This is a genomic window from Streptomyces griseoloalbus, assembly GCA_014650015.1.
GTDB lineage: Bacteria > Actinomycetota > Actinomycetes > Streptomycetales > Streptomycetaceae > Streptomyces > Streptomyces griseoloalbus.
In genome coordinates, this window is sequence record BMUD01000154.1 from 1 (window position 1) to 562 (window position 562).

A 562-nucleotide genomic window follows, 5' to 3' on the forward strand; every position below is an offset into this window, starting at 1 on the left:
CCTGGGGGCCGTGGCGCCGAGGGGCTCGGGTGCCGGGTCGGCCGCCAGGGCGGCCGGGGCACCGATCCCGGTGAGGACGGCCGCACAGAGTGCGGTGGACGCGATGTGCCGGGCGGGCAGACCTCGCATGAGGGATTCCTTTCGATGAGCCTGTGATCTTGTGCTCACCGTGGAAGCGCCGCACCTGCCCCGCAACTCGGGAGGGTCCGACGGAGCGTCACCAGCGTGACAGTGCTGGTCCGTTCGGGAACGACATGGTTCCGTCGGTCGGTCGGCGACCGAGGTGACCGGACGTCAGCACCGGGAAAAACAACGCCGGTCGCTCTCCCCGACCGGATCGGCGCAACGGAGGAACGGGCTGCGGGGAGAGCGACCGGACGACGTGGGCGTCGGCGTCAGCGGTTGGCGCAGGCGTTGCCGAACGCCGGGTTCAGCACGCCGACGATGTCCACGGTGTTGCCGCAGATGTTGACCGGCACGTTGACGGGGACCTGGATGGTGTTCCCCGAGATCACGCCCGGCGAGTGGCTGCTGTCGCCCTTGGCGGTGCTGTCGGCGGCGG

1 protein-coding gene is annotated in these 562 nt (G+C 70.6%); it reads right to left on the bottom strand.

The features are described 5' to 3' along the window. Window positions 1-395: 395 nt before the first annotated feature. Window positions 396-562: chaplin (locus IE178_RS35335; protein WP_193515107.1), on the bottom strand; the 167-nt coding region annotated here is incomplete at its 5' end.